We start from the raw sequence: 16,049 nt of genomic DNA, 5'->3' as shown, positions 1-16,049 counted from the left end.
GTTTGGTTACAAGGGGCTTGGTGTTGGGAGACATCAAGCCCTTTTTTGTTGCAATAGGTTAACGGCTGCCGCGCTGCCCCGTTGCCCTTAATTCTGTAGACGAAATATCTTTGCGGAACGCCTCTGCTGGAATGTGCCGGAATAGCTGCTGGAATTCCTCTGGCACGTTAAGCTGTGCCCCATCTCGGAAAATCCCATTTTTATCCTGACGACCAGCCACCAAAAATGAACAGCCTTGGTTCGCAATCTCGTGTAGGGCGGCATCTCGTCGCGTGATGCTGTTTTGGTAGTAGCGGGGCTGAAGAACGCGCACGGCCGTATCAAAACCAATCACAAAGATGGTGTTGGGAAACAGCCGTGCTTTTTCCAGAAAGGTGGGTGCGTTGGTGGCATACACGGGCCAGCGTCCGGCAAATTGGGCAATGCGCGCCACCACCATTTCTGGGGAGATGGGTGGCTTATCCACATTTTTTGCTGATATTTCAAAGGCAACCGGATGGCCGAGTAGCTTGGCAGAGACCTGCAGCAGTTCCAGGTGGCCGTCGTGCAGGGGGTTGAACGCGCCAGAGAGTAGCGCCTGTGAGTTGACATGTTTATGACGGATACGGCCGTCTGCCCGAACCCCAAAAAACGCACGCTCACCCAAATTTAGCTGACGGGCCGCCTGCCCAAAATGATGCGTAGACACCACAAGTCGGTCTGCGGCTGTTAAGGGCAGCGGCAATCGGTGGGGCAAAGCCATCGCCTCGGCCAGCCCGTTGAGGATGATGCGGCTAACTAGATTTTCTTCGCCCGATCGGTTCCGAAAGCCCTTGTTGAGATGAATGCCGTACTCCACCAGAAGATCCGGCTGCCAGATGGCAATGAAGGCACGATGCTCGCCGCGCTTGGGGCGGTCGGTGATGATGGTGGCGGTGCAGGCAACGCCCACGACAGGATGGTTGGCAGCGTCTAACCAGCGTGCGCGGGTAAAGGCCCGGCCAGCCAGCAGGCGAGCGGTTCTTTCGGTAACGTATTTTGCGGGTGGCTTGCCCAGAAACTCATCGAAGGCGGCGGTGCTGTAGGGGACGAGCGCCTCTAGCAAGGTGCGGGTCGCGCCGGGAACGCCCAATAGATTGGAGAGTGCCTCGGTGCCAGCCCCGGCAGCGACGAGGACAATGCGCTCTGGGGCATCGTGGATGGCTTGGACAAGCTGTTTGGTTTCTTTTTCCATAGCACGGAGGATTTTATCATTGGCAGAGGTAAATACAATTGCTACGGAATGATAAGATGCAGCAAAAAGTGGTTTGCCCTGGTGAACCCCAAGCTGAACGCGTGTTCAGCTTGGGGTTCACTCTTTGGTTCCCAGAGGTAGCGGCCGTATTGCGTAAAATTAGCAGATGCCGATAATTGCTCACATTGTGATAACTGATGCGCCAAATACAACGCTGGCTTTTTTGTGGTTGGGGGTCTTGTTGCTGCTGATTGGGTGGCTGCTGCTGCGCCGTTGGCGGCAGCATGTGGGGGTAGATTCAGCTGGCACCGATCTGCTCAAGGCGGTTGAACCTACAGAGCCTACACCACAAAATCCCACGCTAACCCCACAAACGCATCGCCAACTGATTGCCACCATGCTGGGCGGCGGTCTGCTGCTGGTTGTGTTGGGGCAGCTCGCGTTTGCCCATCTGCCCATTGGGGCGCGTTGGGCCGTGGGCGGCGTTATGGTGCTGGGCGGCGCACTCTTTTTGTGGGCTGGCAGTCGCGTTCGCCCCGATGGTTTGGCCAGCGATTGGGTATCGGCCCGGCTGCACCAGCTTGGGCAACGGCTGGGCGTGGTGGGCTGGCAGACGCTGTTGCTGCTGCTGGCCGTTTTGCTGACTTTCTTGGCCTGGCTTGCGGCCGGAGATTTGTGGTTGGCGCACCGCTGGGATGTGTCGGTGGTGGCTTGGCTGTTGGCAATTGGCTTTATGCTGCTGGGGGGCGTGCCGTTGACGGAGTACCGTTTTTGGCTGCGGCGCGATTTGGGGCTGGTACGGTGGGAGTGGTGGTTGTTGCTGGGATTGATTGTTGGGGCGTGGTTGTTGCGGGGAACGGCCGTTACTCAATTTCCCAACACCTTCTCTGGCGATGAAGGCTCGGCCGGGCTGCACGCGGCGTTGTTTGTACGGGGGCAGGCAAATAACTGGTTTACCATCGGCTGGTTTTCGTTCCCTTCTTTTTACTATGCCCTGCAAAGCGTGTTTATTGATCTGTTTGGGCAGACGATTGAGGCGGTGCGCTATTTTGCGGCGCTGGGCGGCGTGCTGGCGGTGGTGGCCACCTACTTTTTGGCGCGGGTGATGTTTGGCCGGGGAACGGCCGTTCCCGCCGCATTGTTGATGATGGGGTCTCATTATCACATTCACATGAGCAGGATTGGGCTGAACAATATTTGGGACAGCCTGTTTGTGGCGTTGGTGTTGGCTGGGGTGTGGCTTGGCTGGCGGACGGGTCGGCGGCTACCGTGGCTTTTGGCTGGCGTTGCGCTGGGCCTGGGGCAATATTTTTACGTGTCGGTGCGGGTGCTGCCGCTGTTGCTACTCATTTGGCTAGCGGGGCTGTGGTGGCGACGGCGCGTGCAATGGCAACAGCAACTTGTGAATATGCTGCTTTGTGCGGGAACGGCCGTTGTTACCGTGCTACCGTTGGGGATTTATTTTGCAACCCACTGGGCTGAGTTCCAAGCGCCGCTGAACCGTGTTACCATCATGGGCGAGCGGATGACCAATATGGCCGCCGCAGCAGGCGTAAGCGAAGGGGTGATTGTGTTGCGCCAAATGGGGCAAGCGGCGTTGGGGTTTACTCACGAACCATTACAGTTGCTGTATGCGCCGGGCGTGCCGCTGCTGCTGCCAATGGCGGCGAGCCTGTTTTTGCTAGGATTTATTTGGGGCGTGCTGCGACTGGATGGTCGCTTTGGTTTGTTGCTGCTGCCTATCCTCTCCGTTATTTTTCTAAGTGGGTTTAGTCAGGACCCGCCAGCTTCGCAGCGGTTTATTTTGGCGCTGCCATCAGTGATGGTACTTGTGGCGCTGCCGCTGGGTTTGGTGGGCGGCTGGTTACGGCAGTTTTGGCCTGCGGGCAGAGAATGGGTTGGACTGGGAACGGCCGTTCTGCTCATCGCGCTTGTGTTAATTGACATAACATTTTATTTTGGTAGCCTGTATGAATCGTACACGCTGGGTGGGGATAACACGGTGGTGGCTACAAAAATTGCGTATGACCTGCAAGACGAACCAGAAACGCCTGATGTATATTTCTTTGGCTTCCCGCGCATGGGCTATTTCAGCCTGGCGACCATTCCGTATTTGGCTCCAAATGTGCAGGCTGTTGATCTGGTTGAACCATTAACTGCGCCACCAGATTGGCAGATCACTCAGCCAACAATGATGATCTTTTTGCCAGAGCGACTGGATGAATTGAGATTTGTACAAGAGGCGTGGGAGAACGGCCGTTACGAAGAAATCCGCGACGAAAACAACCGACTACTTTACGCAGTGTACCGCATAGAGCCATAGCCAGATATTATCCTGTCAACTTCTGTCGAGCTTTTCTTCTCCGAATTAGCCACCACAGCAGAGAGATAAAAGCAATTGGCATCAAACAAGCAAAGAAAGGCCAGAACCGATAAAAGAATAGGATAGCATCATATTTGAGAGAATGTTGGATTTCGACAGGCAGATGGCCAGTTGCCTTTATTGCTTCAGCAATGGTTGCTGCATTTGCTTCTTCAACGGCACTATAAACTCCCAAATAGTTGGCGGTCAATATTTCAGAAGGATTACCATTTGCAAAAAAGATGAAGTTGCTTCCAGGAAATACTGATGACAAACAGCTCCCACCCAAACCGAAGCCCTCAATTTCAATTATTTCAGGTCCAGAACCTTTGAAATATTGATGTACTGCGACTGTTGCTCCATAGCTGCCAGTGGATGTTCTGCTCCCGGCACCAATGTTGCCAAAATCTCCTTCAACAACTGTGCTATCCAAATCATTTGTTTTTAGAACCGTTCCCTCAAACACCAATTCTGCATCATGGGTTCTTTCTGTTACGGTATAGTTGAATCGCCCCGCAGGTAAACAAGCCAAGATAGGCAGTGTTGGCGTTAAAGTGATCCATAACCACACAGCTATCCAAAATGATAAAAGCGCGATTAACTTTTTTGGAAATTTGTAAGGCCGCATATAATTATCGTTTATGGATTTTTAGCTAGATTGCCAGTCGAAACCGTCGGGGCGGCGAAGTTCTGTGTTGAACATGTAGCTGCTTTTGACTGTCCAGTCGCCTTCGCCGTTGTCATTAGACAGGTGGTCAAAGAAGCCCTGGACGCGGCTGTCTAGCAAATCAATTTGGTGCAGCAAGATCGCTTCTAGCGTTTTGGGCACAATGGGGGAACCCCATTCCTGCGTGCCGTGATGTGAGGCGATGAGATGCACCAGATGACGCAAATCCTCTTCTGGAAAATCATCCAGCTCTATGGCTGCTTTTTCTACCATGACGACGGCGCGGGTAATGTGGCCTACCAGACGGCCGTCTTCCGAGAAGCTGAACGATTTGCTGATGTCGTACTCAATCGTCTTGCCCATGTCGTGCAGCAACGTGCCTGCCAGCAGCAAATCCCGATTGACAAATGGGTAATGGCTGGCCAACTGATTTGCTATTTTGGCCATACTCAGCGTGTGCTCCATCAAGCCCCCAATGTAGGCATGGTGCATATTGCGGGCGGCGGGCGCATCGGCAAAAAGTGCCAAAAATTTTTCTTCCAAGAGCAGCTTCGTTACCAACTGCTGCCAGGGCTGCCCCAGGCTGCGGATGTGTGTGTTTAGCTCTGCTAACATTTCGGCGCGAGGGCGGCGGCTGGCTGGCAATAGATCCGCCAGAACAGGTTCCTGGTTTTGGTTCATGTCCGTGACGTTGATTTGCAGGGCGTCTTTGTAGCGCACTGCGCGGCCAGTAACCAGTACGGCACTGCCGGTAGCGACCCAACTTTCAGTGTAGCTGGGGATGTCCCAGTAGACAAAAGAAAGTTGCCCAGTGTTGTCGCGGAGAGAGCCTAGTAGATACGGCCGTCCATCCTTCGTCTCACGCAAAATAGAATCTTGAATGAGGAACGGTTCATTTTCCAACTCGTCCCCGATTTTGATATTGGTAACAAAAAATGATTTCACAAAAGCCTCTCAAATTTGATTTACCCTAAAGGGATTGAATACCCCGCCACTTGTGGCGAATAAAATCTTTTTCGGTTTTGATACCCCGTCTGCTTGCAGCAGGGTAGTTCATTCAAGGTAATGGTTTTGGCAAAATTATAGAAGGCGATTGTAAGAGGAATTTGGTTTTCTGACTACCTATACTAAAATGAAAAGATACCAAAACGTGTGGAGGCGTCATGAAAAAATTAATTGTGGGGATTTCGGGAGCCAGCGGCGTCATCTATGGTATTCGCTTGCTGGAACTGCTGGGTGATTTGCCAGATGTAGAAACGCACCTGGTGATGAGTACGGCCGCAGCCACCACCATCGGCCTGGAGACTGATTTAACTGCTGAGGATGTGATGCAGTTGGCGGATGTGACGTACCGGTTTAGGGATATTGCAGCGGCCGTTTCTTCTGGTTCTTTCAAAACGTGGGGCATGGTGGTAATCCCTTGCTCGATGAAAACGTTGGCAGGCATTGCCAACTCATTTAGCGACAACTTGCTGCTGCGGGCGGCCGATGTGGTGCTAAAGGATCGTCGGCGATTGGTGCTGGTTCCCCGTGAAACACCGCTGCACCTGGGGCATTTGCGGCTCATGGTACAGATAACTGAGATGGGGGCAATTTTGGCACCGCCTATGCCCGCCTTTTACCATCGCCCACAATCCATTGACGACATCGTTAACCAGACGGTCAATCGGGTACTTGATTTGCTGGAGATTGAGCTGCCGCAAGATTTATTCACACGTTGGCAAGGAGGGAAGGCCAGCCGTGACGCAGCGTGACCCCAAGCAGTTGGCACTGGATTACCTGGCAACTCATCAGGTCATGACATTGGCTACAAATGGCGCGGAAGGTCTATGGGCAGCGGCCGTTTTTTACGTCAATGATGGCTTTGACCTGGTATTTTTATCTGCAGGGCATACGAGGCATGTGCGGAATTTTACGGCCGTTCCCCATATTGCCGCCACCATTCAAGAAGATTACCAGGATTGGCAGCAAATCAAAGGAATTCAGTTAGAGGGAAAAGTGTCCTTATTGATGAATGTTTCACGGGAAACATCCATTGCCCGCTACCTGCAAAAATACCCGTTTTTGGCCAACGCCGATGCAAGAATGCAAAACGCCCTGGCAAAGGTAAACTGGTATTGTTTACGGCCAGAGCGTCTTTATTTTATTGACAATAGTTTGGGATTAGGCCACCGTGATGAAGTCGCGCTTTAACTTTTCTTGTAATCAGCAAGAAGTTCTTGAAATTAGCGAGCCATGATTTTGGCCGCTTACCTGAGTAAACCGCAGAGCAATGGCTCCTTTTTCATCCGAAAACTTTCTGCGATTTACTCTACATGCCTAGCCGCTCAAAATTCTTTATAAGCGTTTTGATGTAATTAGAATATTTAGGCTCATAATGAAGTGCCAGAGCTGCTTCCGTCTCGTCAAACTCCTCCGCCAAGTCCAGAATTCCTTTCACGTATATCGCATCGCATCGCATCACAGATTCCTGATACGCTTTTGGCCCTTTAACTTCTAACAGGACGGGAGCGGTTGAAAGTGATTTGTCTTTAAGCGTATGAATCACCTGCGCCTGACGCGCCGTAAGTAAAACAGCGTTAATGGCATTCTTTGAAATTTTATGACCATTGGTCTTGTAACTGTCGGCCATTATGTCAATGAGTTCGCGCCAGCGAATCTGGTCATTCGAGGATAGCAGATGAATCAGGTCCTTAATGATAGTGAAGCGAATCTCACGTTCCACTACGCGCAGCCGCCGCTTTTTTAGCTCACGACGGTAGCGAATGTGAAGAGGAACCGACGGCTTCTTCTGAGCTATGGGACGTTTGACGTAGATAGTGGTTTCTACCTGTTCGACGCTTACCAAGTCTCGGTGAGACTCCAGAAATTTGCGGAAGCTTCCTTCAGCGTAGCTACTTTTGTCAAAAGCACCGTGGCTACCATCTGACATATGTTGCTTAAGCACGCTAGCCCGCACCCGTTCATTATTGGCCAGCAGCTGCTGCAGTGATTTGGCCAATAAATCTTTGACCTGGGCTTCGTTTAGCTCTGGTGTAGGCACGATATCTTCGTAGTAAATGTATTGGTCACACAGGTTGGCCAGGCTTTGGCTAGTGGTGTGCTTAACGCCCATGCCAATGACTTGCTTGCCCCGTTTGCGTAGTGCTTGAACAAGCGGAGTGAAATCTCGGTCTCCGGTCATGAGAACGTAGGTGCTGAAGTTTTGACCGTCTAGCAAAGTTTCCATGGTGTCAACCACAATTTGCATGTCGGCTAGATTTTTGCTGAAGCTGTTGATTCGCACGGCGTTGCGGGTGTCGAATCCAGCCGTGGCCAATTCGCGGATGAGCTGCTGATCCTGGCGCGAATCTCCGTATGATTTACGCAGGACGATACGGCCGTTTGTCAATTTCTTGATATGCGCCAGCACTAAATTAACATCGAAGGTTAGATTGATTTGCTTAGCACCAATGACGAGGTTGTCTAAGTCGAGCAAAATGGCAACATCGTTGCTAGGGGATTGGCTAAGTTGGGGCGTGTCTTTTTCTGGTCTGTTTGATTGGGTAGACATGAATAAAATTTGGCTTGTTCGAAGGTAAGATATTAGGCTTTTTGTATTCTACTTGATTCAAACATTCCCGCAATTGTTTCACGGGAAACCAATTGGCGTTGGAGAATGGTTAAAGTAGGAAACGGCCGTTTGCCAAAAATTTGTTGAAAAGGTTGCCATGACTTACGGCCGTTTTACTAATTCTTCGTTCCATGTTACCATAATGTACTAATACTATGTCAAGTAATCGGTAGGATGAAGCCTGCAAATTCAACTATTAACTTTGGCCGATTACAAAATCTAATGTAGGTTACCCAAAGTGGGTTCGGAGGTACACAATGGACCGCAATAAATGGGCTTGGTCAGGAAAACCGTGGCAAGCGTTTAAAACCTTTGCCATTATCTTTTCGTTTATTATGAATTTTGTGCTGCTGGTTGTGCTTCTCGTAGCTGCCCCCCTCATCTTGCCAATTGTGGATTCTGTGGCAGAGCCCCTGGTGGGCGGACTGAGCGACAGCTTTGTGGATATGAGCAACGCAACCATTTCCCAAACAATTTCGCTGGATACCACAATGCCTATCAGCTTTACATTGCCCTTGCAAGAAGAAACCGAAGTGGTTCTGGTGGAAAATGTTCCCCTGACAATCCCCGCACAATTTACGTTGCCTGGGGGCGGTGGGCAAATTAACGGAAACGTGAATCTGGAACTGCCGGCTGGCTTGCCGTTGCCAGTGGCCCTAGACTTGGACGTGGGCGTTGATCAGACAATCCCAGTGCAAATGGACGTACCTGTGCAAATTCCGCTGCAAGATACTGATTTGGGGGAACCATTTAACGTGCTTCGCGGTTTGTTTGAGCCGCTGGATCAGTTGATAAAAGGGTTGCCATCGTCTAATGATGAGCTTTTTACCCGCGTAAGGCAAGCTGGCTCAACACCGTCACCGCCAGACACGGCCGTTCGCTAACCCACCTGTTTTCACTAACACATGAACAACACCGACACGCCTCCCGTCTGTGACTACGAAGGCTCCGACTACCGCACCCGCTTTTGGGAAGGGCAGGGGCGCAATTATGAAGACCAGGTTGAGCGCATTGCCCTGCGCCGCCTCATGCCGCCAACTGGTGGAACGCTCATCGAAATCGGGGCCGGATTCGGCCGTTTGGCAGATGAATATCTAGGCTACCAAAAAGTGGTATTGTTCGATTACTCTCGCTCGCTGCTGCGGGAAGCCCAAGCCCATTTGGGGGACGATCCGCGGTTTGTGTACGTGGCAGGTAACTGGTACCAGATGCCTTTTGTGGCTGGATTATTCGACACGATGGTGCAAATTCGCACGCTGCACCATGCAGCCGACGTGCCGGCTTTGTTTCAACAGCTAGCCCGCATTGCCCGGCCAAACGGCCGTTACATCCTGGAATTTGCCAACAAACAAAACCTCAAGGCAATTTTGCGCTACGGCCTGCGCCGCCAGGATTGGTCGCCATTAAATTTAGAGCCAATTGAATTTGTGGCCCTCAATTTTGATTTTCACCCTCGCTGGATTCGCCAGCAGTTAGCCGCAGCTAGCTTCAAACCGGGGAAGATGCTCACCGTGTCGCATTTTCGCATAGGTGTGATTAAACGAACTGTGCCGACTCGCCTACTGGCTGGGCTAGATTCATTGATGCAGCACACGGGCAACTGGCTGCAACTTAGCCCCAGCGTGTTTGTGGATATTGAGCATCCCAGTGAAGGCGAAACGGCCGCTCCCACCACCTTCTTTGCTTGTCCCCATTGCCAAACTGCCTTGCCGGAACCGGTAGACGGCCGTCTCATTTGCCCCAATTCCAACTGCCAGCGCCAATGGGCAGTCGAAGATAACCTCTACGACTTCAAAGAACCCGTCTGATATGGTACAATGCAACCGTTGTTGTATAAGGTCAACAAATGATTGCAAACAATTCTCAACGCATCGGCGTCATTGATCTCGGTTCCAACACTGCCCGGCTGGTTATTCTCAACGCGGTACCCGGTTATGCTTACCGCTTGGAAGATGAAATTCGGGAGGTGGTGCGGCTGCGTGAAGGAATGACAGACGCTGGTTTAAGCGATACGGCCGTTGCCCGTGCCCTCTTCACCCTCCGCCTGTTCAAACGATTTTGCGACAACTACCCCGTTGATCACATCATTCCCACCGCCACCAGTGCCGTGCGAGATGCCGCCAATGGCCCCGCCTTTTTACAAAAAGTCTCCCAAGAAATTGGCCTCGATTTGCAGGTGCTGGATGGCGAACGCGAGGCGTATTACGGCACGCTGGGCGCGCTTAATGAAGTGCAGTTGGGCAATGGCTACGTAATAGACATTGGTGGCGGCAGCGCCCAGGTTAGCAAAGTGCGCGGCAATCGGTACCAGGAAGGAGCTTCTGTACCGCTTGGCGCGTTGGCACTCACTGAGCAGTTTGTCTGTTCAGACCCCATTGAATTTGCCGATGTGACAGTGCTTAAACAGCAAATTGGTCGCCACTTGGACACCATTCCCTGGCTAAAGAAAAAGCAGGCAAAACCACACCGACATTTAGTTGGATTGGGCGGCACCATTCGCAACCTGGCCAAGATTGAGGCTGCGCGCCAAAACCATCCACTTAATACGCTTCATGGCTTTGTTTTGAGTCGGGCGTCGGTGCAAGAGACGGTACAGTTACTAGAGAAGTTGCCGGTATCTGAGCGGCGACAAATTTCTGGCCTGAGCCGAGACCGGGCAGACATTATTTTTGCCGGGGCGTTGGTTTTGGCAGAGGTGATGGATCGGCTACAAGTTGAAGCTGTTACTATTTCCAAGAATGGCTTGCGTGAAGGGCTATTTTTGGAGCAATTTTGGCAGCATCTGGATTACCCGGTGGTGGCTAACGTGCGCCGCTTTAGCGTGCTGAACATGGCACGGGTGTACAATTACCAAAAGGCACACGCCAGCCACGTACGCTACCTGGCAACGCGCCTGTTTAACCAGTTGGCTCCCTTGCACGGGTATGGCCCGGCCGAGCGTGAACTACTGGATGCGGCCGCATTGCTGCACGATTTAGGCACGATTATCAGCTACGATGATCATCACAAACATTCGCAAACGCTGATCATAAATAGCGGCTTGCCGGGGTTTTCGCCGCGTGAGACCGCACTAATTGCTTTGCTAACACGGTATCATCGCAAGGGGAAGCCATCGTCAAATGGATTTACCTCGCTTCTAGACAAAGGTGACGAGGAGATTTTGTTGGGGCTGGCAGCCATTTTGCGCCTGGCAGAGTTTTTAGAGCGGGGACGAAATGCGAATGTGGATGATGTAACGGCCGTTTGGGATGATACCATCCTTCGTCTTACCCTCATAGCAGATGATTATCCCGCTGTGGAGTTGTGGGAAGCTGAACGGAATGCCGCGTCGCTGATGGAAACTGCTTTTGCCCGTGATTTTGTGGTAGAAAGTACGGCCGTTCCCGACATTAAGTTTGGGCTTTAGATCAGTTAACAGCAGGGTGATTTTGTTAGAGAATTTTCCAAAAATCTAAGCAAACATCGAGAAAAGGTTGGAAAAATGAAACAAGAAAATCTTCCAGATAAAGGCCAGGGATTGGTTGAGTATGCCCTCATTTTGGTATTGGTGGCGGTCATTGTCATTGCCATTTTAACATTGCTTGGGCCCCAAGTGGGGAACGTGTTTAGTCGGGTGGTAGATGGTTTGGGCGTAGCTACTTCCTCCGGGGGCGGCGGTGGAGGAGGCTCGCCACCAACCGGGAACGTTACCTCGGTTTCTGCCTTGCGGGGCGGCTCAGATGTGGTGGTACAGATTCAGGTGTCGGCGGCGGTGGATGTAACGGCCGTAGATTCCCAGAGCGGCAAATCTGGCACGGTTAATTGCAATACCAATTGCACCATCACCATTCCGGCCGTCGGGCCCAACCCAGGAACCATTACCGTAACGGCCGCTGGTGGCAACAGCATGTCAGATTCATATCCAGCTCAAAACTAAATTCGGAACATTTGCTGGAGGGAGCATGTTCACAAATCAAAACCAGATCGCGCAAGGGTTGGTCGAGTACGCCCTCATTTTGGTGCTAGTTGCTATTGTCGTGATGGGCGTATTGACGTTATTAGGCCCGCAGATTGGCAATATTTTCAGTCAGCTTATGGAGCCATCCTATTGTGGTAACTGCATTTGTGGCACTTCCATCTGTAATTAGCTGGTGGTTTATTACAAGTTCAACTTCTCCGAGAAGTTGAACTTCTTTATGTACCAGCGTCTGCTTGCCACAATCCGCTTCCCCTCGGTAAACTTGCAGCATGAATCCACAACGACTTACTTTATTATGTCTACTTGTGTTGAACTTGTTAGCCATTGCGCCGCAAAAAGGTGTAGCGGCCCCTATTGAGAAGCAAGCTCTAGCACCGGTTGATTACCGCTTTGGCGTCATCGAAAGTTATGAAAATCCGGGGCAGGCCAACGCGCTCGGCGCAGCCTGGACGCGGGTGCGTTTTCAGTGGGCCGAAGTGCAAGCGGGCGGCCCCGGCACCTGGACAGCCAGCGTGAGCGATAGCCAAATCAATGGCGAAATTGCCGCCGGGCGTACCGTTGTTGGCTTGCTGATCGGCATCCCTGATTGGGCGCGGGAGGGTGAATTGCCGCGCGGCTTGCATTTGCCGCATACAGACCCAAACAACACTTGGGCCAATTTTGTACGCGAGTCGGTTGGTAGGTACAACGGCCGTATCAATCACTGGATCATCTGGAACGAACCGGACGTCAACGACCCCAACGCGCCAGGGCACACCTGGGGCGGCTCCGTGCAAGATTTCTTCCAGCTTCAGCGGACGGCCTATCTGGCTGCTAAAGAAGTGAACCCCAACAGCACTATTCACCTGAGCGCCTTCACCTACTTCTGGAACCCCAACTACATTTACGATTTTCTGGATGTTGTGGTGGCCGACCCCGCTGCGCCAGACCACAACTATTACTTCGATGCCCTTACTGCCCATTTGTACTTCCAGCCGGATTCGATTTTCAACATCATCCAGCAATTTTACGGGGCAGTCGGCAGTCGGGGCATTCCCTGGAAGCCGGTTTGGTTGGTGGAAACGAACGCACCACCCACAGACGACCCCGCTTGGCCTGTTCCCAACTGGACGTTTTTGGTAACGCAGCAAGAGCAGGCGGCGTTTATTCCGCAGGTGTTTGCGGTGGGGATGGCGGCGGGGGCGCAGCGGATTGCCATCTACAAGATGCAAGACACGCCAGATGACGTAGCCGCCAATCCAGAACCGTTTGGCCTGCTGCGGATGGATGGCTCCCGCCGCCCGGCGTTCACCACGTACCAGGTGGCGGTGCAATATTTGGCGGGGATGCAGGGCATTCAGCGGGAGCATTGGGGGCATTGGGGGCAGATTCGACTGGATCAGGGAACGCACGCTACGACGGTGCTGTTCTCTCGCTTGCCTGCACCGCAAACGGTGGAGGTAGTGGCTGAGGCGAGCACGGCCGTTCTCGTAGACATGTGGGGCAGTAGGCAAACTATCTCAGCCAACAACGGTGTCTTTACCGTCACGGTGCCGGGGGCGATTTGCGCCCAGACGGCCGGGGATTTTTGCATGATTGGTGGCCCCGTTTACTATCTGGTGCAGTCGCTGGATGGTGGTTCTGCGCCTGCGCCACCGCCTGTCAGTGGCCCACCTGCGGACGAAAATCCACCAGCGGCCACTGCGACGGTTGATCCCGATGCGCCGACAGCGTTACCGCAGGAAACGCCCACGCCTGAGGCAACGGCCACCCAAACGCCAACTGAAGAACCCACAGCAACGCCGACAGACACGCCAACCCCCGACCCCTCACCAACAAGCACGCCGACAGCGACGCCTACTAACACGCCATCCGCCACTGCGACGGAGCAGGCGACAGAAACGGCCGTACCTGCCACAGAAGTTGCTGTTTTGCCGCCAACGGCCGTTTCAACTCAAGAACCCATCGCGGAAGAGGAAGCAACCAGCGATAGCCCTTTGCCAGTTATTCTTGGCGCAGCGGGGTTGTTGGTTTTGGGTATTGGCGGCTGGTGGTGGAACGGCCGTCGGCAAAGTTAATCATCAAAGATTACGCAGATTTATAAGATGAAAAATCTGGCTAATCTGCGAAATCTGCTGAGAAAAATAATGGTGAGTTTCATATCTCGTCGGTGTGGTTACCAAGTGGCGGGCTTCATAAACGAGCCACGGGAATCAGATAGCCTCTTTGGAAACAAACTTTTTGAAAGAACACCTTTACGAATATTTTTGACAAAATCAACATTGGCTATCAAAACTTTGCTAGGATGTTTCTGTGGATTGAGCAAGCCAATTTTTTTGCCTAATTCTTTCTTTACAAACTGAATCGGCAAAAGAAGATCAGAGTCATTAGACACAACAACAGCGACATCGTAAGCATTTTTATATCCATCGCTTAATAAATGCAGAGCCAGGTTAACATCAGAGCCTTTTTCCTCGGTCTTGATGACTTTCACGTAGCCACTTTTAGGTGGTGCAAGCGGCATCATTATTTCGTGGGTCAGAAAATGACCAAAGATGATTTCAAGACTTGGAATGGTTTGTAGGGCGCGCAAATAAGTTTGTTGGCGAGTCAATTGGTTTGGGTCTGTTGGGCGTGGGTTAACAAGCGCAGTGAAATATTTGATCTGGCTAATTTGATCTCTTGGCAGCATAATCTGGCACAATTTTCTAATGTTTAGCCAGCGATAAGGTGTGTTTTTTAATGCACCATAATAAAGATTGAAACCGTCAACATAAACAATTGCTTTCAAGAAGCCCTCCAGAGAAACACAGAAGCCGCCCAAAGGACGGCCTCGCACCCTTTCGCCGAAGCTACCGGGGGGGATATGCCAAGATTATACCATATTGAATCAATAGGAGGAAGTATTTGTTGTATTTGATGAAAAGAGGTGCGATTTTGATGGTTCGTACTGCAATAACAGTTTTGTTTGTTGGCTGGCTATTTGGGGGGGCTGAGACTGCATGGACGCAAAGCAGCATCACCGTCACACGCAACGAGGCGCAGGTGGATTTTCCGCAGTCGGTGACGTTCCAACTGGAAGTGGCCGATGCTGGCGACGTGGCTGAGGTCAATTTGGTTTATGAGGTGGATCGGGCGAGCTGTTTGGAAGCAAATACGGCCGTTCCCATCCCCCTGGACGGCAACGAAGCAGAGTGGACCTGGGAAATGGTTCGCTCTGGCAATCCACCGCCAGGGGCGACGCTGCGCTGGTCATGGCAAATCACCGACAGCAGCGGCAACGTGACCACAACAGATGAGCAAAGCCACACCTTTGTGGATGAACGCTTTGAGTGGCAAACGGTCACTGCGCCCAACATTCGCCTTCATTGGTATGAAGGTGACCAAGTAGGGCCGATTTTGCTGGATGCTGCCGTTGCCGGGCTAGACCAGTTGCAAAACGAGATGGGCATCACGCTAGACAACGAAGTGCAGCTTTTTATCTACGGCGAATCGGATGACATGCGCGACGCGGTGCTATACATTCAGGAGTGGGCAGGCGGTGTGGCCTTTAGCGATTACAACATTATCCTCATCGGCGTGCCGCCGCGCATTGCCGAAAGCTGGGGCGTACCTACCGTGCGCCACGAGCTGGCTCATTTGGTGATTGGTGAGTTTGGTCGTAGCTGCGTCGGCGGCAGTCGCCCCACCTGGCTCAATGAGGGGCTGGCCGTCTACGCCGAAGGCGAACCGAGCGAAACGGTTCAATCCGACATTGCCAATGGCATTGAAAACAACAGCTTTGAGCCGGTACGCAGCCTGAACGGGGCATTTTCGGCACATGGCCCAGAAGCGGGCATTGCCTACAGCCAAAGCTACAGCGTGGTGAAGTTTTTGCTGGAAACATACGGCCAAGAGCAGATGCAGTCGCTGTTGCTTACTTTGGCAGAGGGCGAAGGGTACGACGAGGCATTGGAAGCGGTTTACGGTTTTAATGTAGATGGATTAGAGCAAGAATGGCGGCAAAGTTTAAATCTCCCTGCGCGTGATATTCCGCCCACGCCAACGGCCGTTTCTGCCCAAGCCATCCCCACCATCGAACCATTTGGTTTGCCGGAATCTGTACCCACTGAACCGGCGGCTGCGGCTACGGCCGTGCCACCAACCCCAACGGGAAACCCCACAGGTGGCATCTGCAACCTCACCGTCTTCCCCGTGCTGCTGGTTGGCTTTGGTCTGGTAACCAGGAGGCGCAAATGATTAGACCAAAAAGCGGAA

Annotated in this window: 15 protein-coding genes; 10 read left to right on the top strand and 5 right to left on the bottom strand. The window is 52.2% G+C overall.

The genetic code is table 11. From position 1 onward, the window contains the following. Nucleotides 1–58: 58 nt before the first annotated feature. Nucleotides 59–1,213, bottom strand: a complete 1,155-nt coding sequence (locus ACOQPM_RS09935; protein ID WP_420629102.1) for a hypothetical protein — start codon at nucleotides 1,211–1,213, stop codon at nucleotides 59–61. A gap of 166 nt (nucleotides 1,214–1,379) precedes the next feature. Here ACOQPM_RS09935 and ACOQPM_RS09930 point away from each other — a divergent pair, with 166 nt between their 5' ends. Further along, the gene (locus ACOQPM_RS09930) at nucleotides 1,380–3,536 is read left to right on the top strand and encodes an ArnT family glycosyltransferase (RefSeq protein ID WP_420629101.1); all 2,157 of its coding nucleotides are present in this window, start codon (nucleotides 1,380–1,382) and stop codon (nucleotides 3,534–3,536) included. A gap of 7 nt (nucleotides 3,537–3,543) precedes the next feature. On the opposite strand, the gene ACOQPM_RS09925 is transcribed toward ACOQPM_RS09930, so the two are convergent. Then, on the bottom strand, nucleotides 3,544–4,203 hold the full coding sequence (locus tag ACOQPM_RS09925; protein ID WP_420629100.1) for a hypothetical protein: 660 nt from the start codon (nucleotides 4,201–4,203) through the stop codon (nucleotides 3,544–3,546). A 21-nt stretch (nucleotides 4,204–4,224) separates the two neighbouring features. Next, nucleotides 4,225–5,187 carry a 3'-5' exoribonuclease YhaM family protein gene (locus ACOQPM_RS09920; RefSeq protein WP_420629099.1) on the bottom strand — a complete coding sequence of 321 codons (963 nt, stop codon included), beginning with the start codon at nucleotides 5,185–5,187 and terminating at the stop codon, nucleotides 4,225–4,227. 218 nt (nucleotides 5,188–5,405) lie between these two features. Here ACOQPM_RS09920 and ACOQPM_RS09915 point away from each other — a divergent pair, with 218 nt between their 5' ends. Further along, a complete protein-coding gene (locus ACOQPM_RS09915; RefSeq protein ID WP_420629098.1) occupies nucleotides 5,406–5,996 on the top strand; it encodes a UbiX family flavin prenyltransferase in 591 nt (196 codons plus the stop codon). Next, nucleotides 5,983–6,435: a pyridoxamine 5'-phosphate oxidase family protein gene (locus ACOQPM_RS09910; protein ID WP_420629097.1), complete on the top strand. Its 453-nt coding sequence runs from the start codon at nucleotides 5,983–5,985 to the stop codon at nucleotides 6,433–6,435. Before ACOQPM_RS09915 ends, ACOQPM_RS09910 begins: the two co-directional genes overlap by 14 nt. A gap of 118 nt (nucleotides 6,436–6,553) precedes the next feature. On the opposite strand, the gene ACOQPM_RS09905 is transcribed toward ACOQPM_RS09910, so the two are convergent. Beyond that, the gene (locus ACOQPM_RS09905) at nucleotides 6,554–7,795 is read right to left on the bottom strand and encodes an NYN domain-containing protein (RefSeq protein WP_420629096.1); all 1,242 of its coding nucleotides are present in this window, start codon (nucleotides 7,793–7,795) and stop codon (nucleotides 6,554–6,556) included. 317 nt (nucleotides 7,796–8,112) lie between these two features. Between ACOQPM_RS09905 and ACOQPM_RS09900 the strand changes: the two genes are divergently transcribed. From ACOQPM_RS09900 to ACOQPM_RS09875, 6 genes are all read left to right on the top strand, one after another. After that, entirely contained in the window at nucleotides 8,113–8,739 is a 627-nt protein-coding gene (locus tag ACOQPM_RS09900; protein WP_420629095.1) for a hypothetical protein, read from the top strand. Nucleotides 8,740–8,760: 21 nt separating this feature from the next. Then, the gene (locus ACOQPM_RS09895; protein WP_420629094.1) at nucleotides 8,761–9,663 is read left to right on the top strand and encodes a class I SAM-dependent methyltransferase; all 903 of its coding nucleotides are present in this window, start codon (nucleotides 8,761–8,763) and stop codon (nucleotides 9,661–9,663) included. 38 nt (nucleotides 9,664–9,701) lie between these two features. Beyond that, a complete protein-coding gene (locus ACOQPM_RS09890) occupies nucleotides 9,702–11,261 on the top strand; it encodes an HD domain-containing protein (protein WP_420629093.1) in 1,560 nt (519 codons plus the stop codon). A 75-nt stretch (nucleotides 11,262–11,336) separates the two neighbouring features. Continuing rightward, a complete protein-coding gene (locus ACOQPM_RS09885) occupies nucleotides 11,337–11,771 on the top strand; it encodes a Flp family type IVb pilin (RefSeq protein WP_420629091.1) in 435 nt (144 codons plus the stop codon). A 25-nt stretch (nucleotides 11,772–11,796) separates the two neighbouring features. After that, the gene (locus tag ACOQPM_RS09880; RefSeq protein ID WP_420629090.1) at nucleotides 11,797–11,982 is read left to right on the top strand and encodes a Flp family type IVb pilin; all 186 of its coding nucleotides are present in this window, start codon (nucleotides 11,797–11,799) and stop codon (nucleotides 11,980–11,982) included. Nucleotides 11,983–12,082: 100 nt separating this feature from the next. After that, a complete protein-coding gene (locus ACOQPM_RS09875; RefSeq protein ID WP_420629089.1) occupies nucleotides 12,083–13,870 on the top strand; it encodes a hypothetical protein in 1,788 nt (595 codons plus the stop codon). Between the two features lie 98 nt (nucleotides 13,871–13,968). Here the strand turns inward: ACOQPM_RS09875 and ACOQPM_RS09870 are convergent, their stop codons facing one another. Further along, complete coding sequence (locus tag ACOQPM_RS09870; RefSeq protein WP_420629088.1) at nucleotides 13,969–14,583, bottom strand: NYN domain-containing protein; 615 nt, start codon at nucleotides 14,581–14,583, stop codon at nucleotides 13,969–13,971. A gap of 149 nt (nucleotides 14,584–14,732) precedes the next feature. Here ACOQPM_RS09870 and ACOQPM_RS09865 point away from each other — a divergent pair, with 149 nt between their 5' ends. Continuing rightward, the gene (locus ACOQPM_RS09865; protein ID WP_420629087.1) at nucleotides 14,733–16,031 is read left to right on the top strand and encodes a peptidase MA family metallohydrolase; all 1,299 of its coding nucleotides are present in this window, start codon (nucleotides 14,733–14,735) and stop codon (nucleotides 16,029–16,031) included. Nucleotides 16,032–16,049 lie beyond the last annotated feature (18 nt).

Origin of the sequence: Candidatus Leptofilum sp., assembly GCF_965223525.1 — a bacterium.
Taxonomy (GTDB): domain Bacteria; phylum Chloroflexota; class Anaerolineae; order Promineifilales; family Promineifilaceae; genus Leptofilum.
This window is presented reverse-complemented; position numbering and strand designations above follow the sequence as displayed.

Bases quoted from the DNA above. Each gene is read 5' to 3' on its own strand.
- ACOQPM_RS09935 (WP_420629102.1), bottom strand. From the start codon at position 1,213: ATGGAAAAAGAAACCAAACAGCTTGTCCAAGCCATCCACGATGCCCCA.
- ACOQPM_RS09930 (WP_420629101.1), top strand. From the start codon at position 1,380: ATGCCGATAATTGCTCACATTGTGATAACTGATGCGCCAAATACAACG.
- ACOQPM_RS09925 (WP_420629100.1), bottom strand. From the start codon at position 4,203: ATGCGGCCTTACAAATTTCCAAAAAAGTTAATCGCGCTTTTATCATTT.
- ACOQPM_RS09915 (WP_420629098.1), top strand. From the start codon at position 5,406: ATGAAAAAATTAATTGTGGGGATTTCGGGAGCCAGCGGCGTCATCTAT.
- ACOQPM_RS09905 (WP_420629096.1), bottom strand. From the start codon at position 7,795: ATGTCTACCCAATCAAACAGACCAGAAAAAGACACGCCCCAACTTAGC.
- ACOQPM_RS09900 (WP_420629095.1), top strand. From the start codon at position 8,113: ATGGACCGCAATAAATGGGCTTGGTCAGGAAAACCGTGGCAAGCGTTT.
- ACOQPM_RS09895 (WP_420629094.1), top strand. From the start codon at position 8,761: ATGAACAACACCGACACGCCTCCCGTCTGTGACTACGAAGGCTCCGAC.
- ACOQPM_RS09890 (WP_420629093.1), top strand. From the start codon at position 9,702: ATGATTGCAAACAATTCTCAACGCATCGGCGTCATTGATCTCGGTTCC.
- ACOQPM_RS09885 (WP_420629091.1), top strand. From the start codon at position 11,337: ATGAAACAAGAAAATCTTCCAGATAAAGGCCAGGGATTGGTTGAGTAT.
- ACOQPM_RS09880 (WP_420629090.1), top strand. From the start codon at position 11,797: ATGTTCACAAATCAAAACCAGATCGCGCAAGGGTTGGTCGAGTACGCC.
- ACOQPM_RS09875 (WP_420629089.1), top strand. From the start codon at position 12,083: ATGAATCCACAACGACTTACTTTATTATGTCTACTTGTGTTGAACTTG.
- ACOQPM_RS09865 (WP_420629087.1), top strand. From the start codon at position 14,733: ATGGTTCGTACTGCAATAACAGTTTTGTTTGTTGGCTGGCTATTTGGG.